This is a genomic window from Sphingomonas sp. (assembly GCF_035317925.1).
In the GTDB taxonomy this organism is placed as follows: domain Bacteria; phylum Pseudomonadota; class Alphaproteobacteria; order Sphingomonadales; family Sphingomonadaceae; genus Sphingomonas_I.
On record NZ_DATHFV010000095.1, the window covers coordinates 1 to 8,204 of the forward strand.

Consider the following 8,204-nt stretch of genomic DNA (forward strand, 5'->3'; position numbering starts at 1 on the left):
AAATGCACACACGTTCGGCCAGGCTGCTCCTACGCGCGCAACGACTTGCCGGCGTGCTCATCTTAGCCTCGCTGGCCGGAACCGCGCCGTGCGCGACCCCCACGATTTCGACGCAGACGTTCGATAGCGCGCTTGAGATACGCGCTTACCGCGAGAGCGTCAAAATCCTGAACGTGCTTGTCGCCGCGCGTTTGCCGGCACGACCTGCCGCGCGTCCCGACCCGCTGCTGGACCGATTGTTCGGGGTCTATTTCGCCTCACGCGGGGTCTATGAAGCGGCCACACCGTTCCTTGCCCGCGCCGCGCTCACCGCCGAACCGGGCGCACGTCCGCATTTGCGGCTGTTGCTGGCCGTGGCCCAGGAGGTGCGAGCCGATTTCGACGGCGCGGAAAAGAGCTACGAAGCAGTGCTTCAGGACAAGGAACTAAGCGCGGCGGACCGGCAAACCGCCGCCTTGGGCGCGGCGCGCATCAAGATGCTTGGCGCCGACCCCCAACAGGCTGCCGCCGTTCTGCAGGGCCTGACGCCGAATGGTGGTCGGCCGGCGGATATCTGGAGAATTGAACTCGCGGCAGCGCGCATTCACGCGATATCCGGTAATAACGATCGGGCGGATGCCGCTTTGGCGCGCGCTTGGGCCGCGACGCCGCTGGCCGGTAGCGATGGCTATGCCATATTGCGCGTTTCAAATGATCTGGCGGTCAAAGCCGGACGCGTCGGAGACCGGGACCATCTGGCCGCACTCCTCGCCTTGAATCCGTCCAATAAGTTCAACGCCGGAAACGATCCCCTATACGACAACGCGCCTGTTTGCGGCCGCGACGGTGTCACCGCCGCCGATGCGGTCATCCTCGAAACCATCCAGCACCCGACGGAGGCCGAGCCTCGCGTCGAGGTCGTCTGGGCGAGCCGTCCCGGGATGGCCAAGCCCTTCCTCGCGGCTGGCTTACGTGCCACGCCGCCCCAGACGGGCCCACAGATGTTTTCATGGGTGGGCCGGCCGACGCTCTACACGATGCGCTGCCGGCAGAGCGTGTCGGCCAATTATACGGTCGCCGATACCTCGATGGCAGAGCAGTGGAACTGGCAATCGAGCCAGGGCGTCTACCCGGTCCTGCCGCTCGGCGACGAGGACGATACCTCGACGATCGCGACCGCTCTATCGGCGCGCGAGACGCGGTATGGGCCGGAGTCGGTCTTTCTCGTGCCTCTGCTGGAGCAGACGCTGACCATCGCGGCTCGCGACATGAGCACCCCTGAGGGCAGGGCGCGGGCCGCGGATCTTGCCACCAGGCTTCAGACGATCTTTCAAAAGGCCAAGGCGCCGCCCACCATCCAGGCGATGGTGGACCTCAGGGCCGTGATGCTGCGCGCATCAGCCCAAAGGATCGCGATGGCCGACGCGATCGCGCAAGCGAAGACCATATTCGAAACGAGCGCGCAAAATCCGGACATATCGCCTGACGAGGTGTTTCAGCTGGTGAGCGTGGCCGCGAACGAGCAGAGCCTGCCTCGCGAATTCCGATCGAATTTGCTTGGCGTCGCGCTGGGCGTGCTCGAGCGGCGGGTGGGCCGCGCCGACCCGCGCGCGCAGGCACTGGCGCTCCGTCTGGCGGAGCTGGATCAGGAATCCGGCAGCCTGCAGGACGCCGATGCCGTGATCGCGAAATACGCGCTGCCCGCGGACACGTGCGCGCTGGCACGGCCGCCGGCCCGGCTCGCGTCGTCGGGCATTTTGGCCGACGACTATCCGGTGGAGCTGATCAATGCGGAATTGGCCGGCGCCGACACGATCGAGTTCGAGGTCGGCATAGGCGGTGCCGCTCAAAACGCTCGGGTGGTGGTGGCAAGCCCGCCCTTCGCGTTCGATGATATCACGCTCAGCCGCTCTTCGACGCTGCGCTACGAGGTGACCCATAATGCGTCGGATCATTATGCGTGCCGCGCGCAAAAGCAAACCGTGCGTTGGCAGCTTCCGTACTAGGGCGAAGGCCTCTTGACTCATTTCGATGATTAGCTAATTGTCGAATCATGAGCCAGGTCTTCAAAGCCCTCTCCGATCCGACCCGCCGCCAGGTGCTCCAGCTCCTGCGCAAGGGGCCGATGAGCGCGGGCGAATTGAGCGACCAGTTCGACGTCTCCAAGCCGACCATGTCGGCGCACTTCGCGGTGCTCAAGGAGGCCGATCTGGTCCACGCCGAGAAGGCCGGCAAATCGATCATCTATCACCTGAAGCTGTCGGTGCTCGAAGAAGCGCTGCTCGGCTTCGTCGATTCGTTCGGCCTCGGCGCGGAGCCGCGGGCGCCGAGAAGGGAGACTGCACGATGAACAAGGAAATCAAGGCAGGGCTGATTTGGGCCGGCGGCATCCTCGCGATTTCGCTCGGCGCGGTTACGGCGCGCAAGCTGGGTTATGTCGACGGCGATACGGTCATGCGATTGGTCATGGGCATCAATGGGCTGTTGATCGTCTGGTACGGCAACCGGATCCCCAAGACCGTCATCGCCCGGAGCGCCCACGCACGCCAGGCCCAGCGGGTTGCGGGCTGGTCCCAAGTGATAAGCGGGCTGATCTATACCGGACTGTTCCTGTTCGCGCCCGTCCGGATGGCGGCATTGGTCGGGGCCGGTGCGGTGTTCGCGGGGGTCGTGATCACGCTGGGTTATTGCCTGACGCTGCGGGACAGAAGGAAACCCGCCTGATCCCGCTGTTCTGAATGATCGCGCCGGTGGGCCCGGCTGCCGAAGGGGGGAGATCCCATGCCTGGAATCGTGAGAAGATTTGCTCTCGTCCTGCTAGCCTTCGCGGGCCTCGCGACGCCGCAGGCTGGTTTCGCCCAGGCGGCGCCCGATCCTGTCGGCGACTGGCACGGCGCGCTGCAGACGCCGCAGGGCGCGATCACGCTCGCGGTGACCGTCAGCCGCGCGCCCGACGGATCGCTCAAAGCCACGGTCGAGAATACGGATCAGGGCCCCGGAAACAAGGTGCCGATGTCGAGCGTCGGCGTGCAGGACGGAACATTCGCGTTCGAGGTCGCGCAGGTCGGCGCCTCGTTCAAGGGCAGCTGGGTTCCCGCCGAGCAGAGCTGGAACGGCATTTTCAAACAGGGCGTCGAACTGCCGCTCAAGCTGATCAAGGGCCCGCCGCCGGCCCGGCCGGTGGTCGCCGGACTCGACGGCACCTGGAGCGGCACGATCACGCGCAATGCCGCCACTTTGCGCCTGATCCTGCATATCCGCACGACCCCGCAGGGCACGATCATATTGCTCGATTCACCCGACCAGATGGCCAATGGGGTGCCGGTCCAGGGTCTGACGCGCGAAGGGCAGAAAGTCAGCTTCAAGCTTGCAGTGAACGGGGCGAGCTATGCGGGCCTGCTGTCTGCGGACGCTATGCACATTGCGGGTATCTGGACGGTGCCCAACCGGCCCGACGCGCCCGTAGATTTCACCCGCAGCCAGGGCACAAGCGCGCTTGTGCCGCCCAAACGGCCGCAGACGCCGCAGCCCCCCTTCCCCTACACCGCCGAAGACGTGTCGTTCGACAATTCCGTCGAAAGCGGCGTCCATCTCGCCGGCACGCTGACCTTGCCCCCGGGCAAGGGCCCCTTCCCCGCCGCGATCCTGATCACCGGCTCAGGCCCGCAGGACCGCGACGAGACGTTGCTCGGCCACAAGCCCTTCTGGGTGATCGCCGACTATCTCTCGCGCCGGGGCATTGCCGTGCTGCGTGTCGACGATCGTGGCACGGCCAAATCGACCGGGGATTTCGCCAAGGCGACGTCGGCGGATTTCGCCACCGACGCCAATGCCGCCTTCGCCTTTCTGAAGACGCGCAAGGACATCCGCCCGAACGCGATCGGCTTCATCGGCCATAGCGAAGGCGGGATGGTCGGCCCGATCGCGATGGCGACCAACAAGCAGGTCGCCTTCCTCGTCATGATGGCGGGCCCCGGCACCGCGCTCGATCAGCTAATGCTGTCGCAGCGCCGGCTGATCGGCGCGGCCATGGGGCAAAGCGAGGCGGAGATGAACCGGACCGAGCCGGTCATGGCCGCATTGTTCAAGGCGGTCGCGAGCGGCGCGACCTCTGCGGACGGGCTTGCGGCGGCGCGCGCCGTGCTGACGCCCGAGGCGATGTCCGCGCTCGGCCTGCCACCGACCGCCAGCAAGGAGATCATCATCGCCCAGATCTCGACGCCCTGGTTCCGCTACTTCCTTCGCTACGATCCCGCGCCCAATTTGCGCGCGATCCGCGTCCCGGTCCTCGCCATGAACGGCAGCCTCGACCGGCAGGTGCCGCCGGCCGCGAACCTCGCCGCGATCAGGGCGGCGCTGAAGGACGACAAGGACGTCACCATCGTCGAGTTGCCGGGGCTGAACCACCTCTTCCAGACCGCGAAGACCGGGGCGGTCGGCGAATATGCCGAGATCGAGGAAACCGTCGCCCCGATCGCGCTCGATCGCATGGCGACCTGGATCGACGCACACTTCGGAGCGCGGAAATAAGCGGCGGCCCCATATCGTATCGACGCCGTAACATATTCATTTCTACGGCCGAAAGTGGTAATGGCGCCTTCGGGTTGAAAACGTCGGGGGGCGTTATGGCAAGCATCGCGAATATTGGCGTCGACGCGGGGACGTGGCCACCGTCCGGCAGTCCCGCCGCACGGGCGATCGATCGCTGGATCTACGTGTACATGGCGGCGAGCTTCATCGTCGTCACGCTCACCGGGTTCATACCGGATTCGATCGGGCTGGTGGCCGATGCCAAGGCGGGCGCGATCCCGCCCTTGCCGCTCGTGCTGCATTTCCACGCGGTTTTGATGGGTTCGTTCCTGCTGCTCGTGCTGGCGCAAACCACGCTCGCCGCGACCGGCAGATTGGAGACGCATCGCCGGCTGGGGCGGGTGGCGATGCTACTCGTTCCCGCGCTCGTGCTGGTCGGCTTCATCCTGGTTCCGACCATCTACCATTCGGTGTGGTACCCGGCCCAGTCCGCGCCGCAGCCGGCGCGCGCGGAACTCCAGCATCTCCTGCTGCGCCTCGACAATATCATGCTGATGCAGCTGCGGATCGGCATCCTGTTCCCGCTGTTCATCTTCCTCGGCCTGAAGGCGCGGGGCAAGAACGGGGCCTTTCACAAGCGCATGATGATCCTCGCGACCGCCACGCCGTTACCGGCGGCGATCGATCGCATCCAATGGCTGCCCACGACGCTGCCCGTCAGCCCGCTGTCGACCGATCTTTACATAGTGGCGCTGCTGTCGCCGATGATCATCTGGGACGTGGTCCGCACGGGCACGATCAATCGCGCCTACCTCGTTTGGCTTGGCACCTACGTCGCGGTTTCGGTTGCCGTTTACAGCGCGTGGAACGCGGGCTGGTGGCATGCGATCGCGCCGCGCCTGATGGGCGTCTAGCGCCGCGGCGGCGACATAACCACGCGCGTCCGGCGCCTGATCGCGCTCATCCGCAAAATCGGACGCAACGTCCCGCTTCCGACCCAACTTCGCCATTCAGTGCCGGTCCGACGGTGCCTGATTGCGGTCGTTCGCGCGGAAGCTAAGGTGGCTGAAATGTCCAAGCCAGCACACCTTCTTCGCATCGGAATCACGTTTTTGGTTTTGGCCGCGATCTCGGGAGCGCTGGTCGGACCCGCGATGCGCACTTTCTCTCGCGCTTGGTTCAACGCCTCCAACTGGGCAATTGCTATCCTCTGGCTCGGCGCTGCTGTCGCTCTCATCGCATCAGGCGCGATGGCAGCGACAATGACAACGCGCTCGCAAGATATTGGAAGGATGTTTCCACCAAAGCCAGCCACGAGACTTGCGGTTGCATTGGCGGTATGTTGGCTATGCTCGCTTCCCCACGCTTATTTGTGGATGCCCCACTTCAAGATGGCGCTCCCAATGTATGTCGCGGGAATCGAGGCCTATGCCATCGGCAATGCCCTTGCGGCTTTCGTCGTCTGTATAGTCATCTTGGTGATTGCTCGACGAAGAGCTGACGGTGGAATTAAAGCGGCACTCGTCGCGGCGGTCCTTGTAAACGCCGCATTTCTCTTCGATTACTTCTGAATAGAAATCAAAAAAGCGGATCGAGTGGCCTGGCGGCTCCAAATCCCGAATAAGCTGTTCGAATTCCGCTAACCGGATGCGAACCGGACGGACATTCCACCAAAGCGGCCTACCGGTTTATCAGTGGCTCAAGACGCGCTCTCTAGCGCTGTCACGGCGAAGCGATCCAGGTATCCCCATTCGGCGCAGCAATCCGGATCATGCTCTTGCGCACACCGCGCAGCCGCCTCCTCCGCAAACCGCACCTGATCCAGCCGCGACAAGGCCCACGTCGCCGCACCGCGCACCACCGGCGCCGGATCGTCCAGCAAAGCCAGCACGCGCGGCAGCAAGTCCGGCAGCCCGCTATTGCCCGCCGCGATCAGCGCGTTGCGCATCATCTTGTCGCGCCCGATCCGCTTGATCGGCGAGCCCGAGAAGATCTGACGGAACGCCGCATCGTCGAGCAACAGCAGGTCGGCCAGCTCCGGCGCGGCCAGCTCGGCGCGCGCTGCGAAGGCACGGTTGGCGTGCGCCGCATCGGCGAACTTGTTCCACGGGCATACCGCGAGGCAATCGTCGCAACCATAGATGCGGTTGCCGATCGCCTGTCGGAATTCGACCGGAATCGGGCCCTTATGCTCGATCGTGAGGTAGGAAATGCAGCGCCGCGCATCGAGCTTGAACGGCGCCGGAAAGGCATCGGTCGGGCATGCGGTCATGCACGCGTCGCACGATCCGCAGCGCGTATCGCCGGGCGCGTCGGGCGCCAGATCGAGCGTGGTCATGATCGCGCCGAGCAGCAGCCAGCTGCCGTCCTCGCGGCTGACGAGATTGGTATGCTTGCCCTGCCAGCCGATCCCGGCGGCTTCCGCGAGCGGCTTCTCCATCACCGGCGCGGTATCGACGAACACCTTGAGGTTCGTGTCGGGCGCATGCGCGACCAGCCAGCGCGCGAGCGCCTTCAGTCCCTTCTTGACGATGTCGTGATAGTCCTGGCCCTGCGCATAGACCGAGATCCGCCCGACCCCGCTTTCGTCCGCCAGCGCGAGCGGGTCGACCGACGGCGCATAGCTCATGCCGAGCATGATCACCGACTTCACCTCGGGCCACAGCGACGCGGGCGATCCGCGCTGGTGCGATCGTTCCTCCATCCACAGCATGTCGCCATGCGCGCCCTGATCGAGCCATTCACGCAGCCGCCCGGCCGCCTCCGGCGCGGCATCGGCGCGCGCGATCCGGCACGCCGCGAAGCCGAGCGCGCGCGCTTCGGCCTTGATCGCATCTTCCAGGGGCAAAGGGGCTGTCACCGCCCCATCTTAGCACATCGTCGCATCCGCGCTTGTATCGGGCGGACAAGATGCACACTTTTTAAAAGTCGGGCGTTCAGAACGCGGATGCGGGAAGGTAATGGCATGCTGGTATCGAGACGCGCGCTGATGGGCGCGGGCAGCGGCGCAATGGCGACCGCCTTCCTGTGGTCGGCCGGCTGCAGCGCGCCCACCACCCCCGAGCATTACGAAGTGACGCTGACCGACGCGCAATGGCGCGCCAAGCTGTCACCCGCCGCCTATGACGTGCTGCGTCACGCCGGCACCGAACGCCCCTTCACCAGCCCTTTGCTCAACGAACATCGCAAGGGCCTCTTTACCTGCGCGGGCTGCGCGCTGCCCGCTTTCGCATCGTCGACCAAATTCGAAAGCGGCACCGGCTGGCCGAGCTTCTGGGCGCCGCTCAAGAATGCGGTAGTGACGAGCGACGACAATTCGATCGGCATGGACCGCACCGAGGTCCATTGCCGCCGTTGCGGCGGCCATCTCGGCCATGTGTTCGACGATGGTCCCAAACCCACCGGATTGCGCTATTGCATGAACGGTGTGGCTCTAGGTTTCACTCCAGCGAAAGCCTGAATGTTGATTGATCTTACTGTTACGCGCCCGGGGAAGCGCGGATGAGCCGGATTGCGCCTGTGATTTTGTCGGGAGGCTCGGGCACGCGGCTGTGGCCGCTGTCGCGTACCGGCCGGCCGAAGCAATTGCTCAGCCTCACTGCCGCCGAGACGATGCTGCAGCTCACCGCGCGGCGCACGCCGCAGAGCGACGGTTTCGCGGCGCCGATCGTCGTCGCCAATGCCGCGCATGCCGA

9 protein-coding genes are annotated in these 8,204 nt (G+C 65.1%); 8 read left to right on the top strand and 1 reads right to left on the bottom strand.

Annotated features, from left to right (window positions below; genetic code table 11):
- The 6 genes from VK533_RS07325 to VK533_RS07350 all read left to right on the top strand — a co-directional run.
- On the top strand, positions 1 to 1,985 hold a 1,985-nt coding region (locus tag VK533_RS07325; RefSeq protein WP_324376211.1), incomplete at its 5' end, for a hypothetical protein.
- A gap of 47 nt (positions 1,986 to 2,032) precedes the next feature.
- Positions 2,033 to 2,329: an autorepressor SdpR family transcription factor gene (locus tag VK533_RS07330; RefSeq protein ID WP_324376212.1), complete on the top strand. Its 297-nt coding sequence runs from the start codon at positions 2,033 to 2,035 to the stop codon at positions 2,327 to 2,329.
- A complete protein-coding gene (locus VK533_RS07335) occupies positions 2,326 to 2,703 on the top strand; it encodes an ammonium transporter (protein WP_324376213.1) in 378 nt (125 codons plus the stop codon). The genes VK533_RS07330 and VK533_RS07335 overlap by 4 nt, the downstream gene beginning before the upstream one ends.
- Before the next feature lie 69 nt (positions 2,704 to 2,772).
- A complete protein-coding gene (locus VK533_RS07340) occupies positions 2,773 to 4,509 on the top strand; it encodes a prolyl oligopeptidase family serine peptidase (RefSeq protein ID WP_324376214.1) in 1,737 nt (578 codons plus the stop codon).
- A gap of 95 nt (positions 4,510 to 4,604) precedes the next feature.
- Positions 4,605 to 5,423 (top strand): hypothetical protein, encoded by an 819-nt coding sequence (locus VK533_RS07345; RefSeq protein WP_324376215.1) that lies wholly within the window; start codon positions 4,605 to 4,607, stop codon positions 5,421 to 5,423.
- A gap of 147 nt (positions 5,424 to 5,570) precedes the next feature.
- Positions 5,571 to 6,080: a hypothetical protein gene (locus VK533_RS07350; RefSeq protein WP_324376216.1), complete on the top strand. Its 510-nt coding sequence runs from the start codon at positions 5,571 to 5,573 to the stop codon at positions 6,078 to 6,080.
- A gap of 128 nt (positions 6,081 to 6,208) precedes the next feature.
- Here the strand turns inward: VK533_RS07350 and queG are convergent, their stop codons facing one another.
- Complete coding sequence (queG, locus tag VK533_RS07355; RefSeq protein WP_324376219.1) at positions 6,209 to 7,351, bottom strand: tRNA epoxyqueuosine(34) reductase QueG; 1,143 nt, start codon at positions 7,349 to 7,351, stop codon at positions 6,209 to 6,211.
- 123 nt (positions 7,352 to 7,474) lie between these two features.
- Between queG and msrB the strand changes: the two genes are divergently transcribed.
- Positions 7,475 to 7,969 (top strand): peptide-methionine (R)-S-oxide reductase MsrB, encoded by a 495-nt coding sequence (gene msrB, locus VK533_RS07360; RefSeq protein WP_324376217.1) that lies wholly within the window; start codon positions 7,475 to 7,477, stop codon positions 7,967 to 7,969.
- A 41-nt stretch (positions 7,970 to 8,010) separates the two neighbouring features.
- On the top strand, positions 8,011 to 8,204 hold a 194-nt coding region (locus VK533_RS07365), incomplete at its 3' end, for a sugar phosphate nucleotidyltransferase (RefSeq protein WP_324376218.1).

What these genes read in the sequence shown, in the direction of transcription:
- VK533_RS07335 (WP_324376213.1), top strand. Translation starts at nt 2,326, where the DNA reads ATGAACAAGGAAATCAAGGCAGGGCTGATTTGGGCCGGCGGCATCCTC.
- VK533_RS07345 (WP_324376215.1), top strand. Translation starts at nt 4,605, where the DNA reads ATGGCAAGCATCGCGAATATTGGCGTCGACGCGGGGACGTGGCCACCG.
- VK533_RS07330 (WP_324376212.1), top strand. Translation starts at nt 2,033, where the DNA reads ATGAGCCAGGTCTTCAAAGCCCTCTCCGATCCGACCCGCCGCCAGGTG.
- msrB (WP_324376217.1), top strand. Translation starts at nt 7,475, where the DNA reads ATGCTGGTATCGAGACGCGCGCTGATGGGCGCGGGCAGCGGCGCAATG.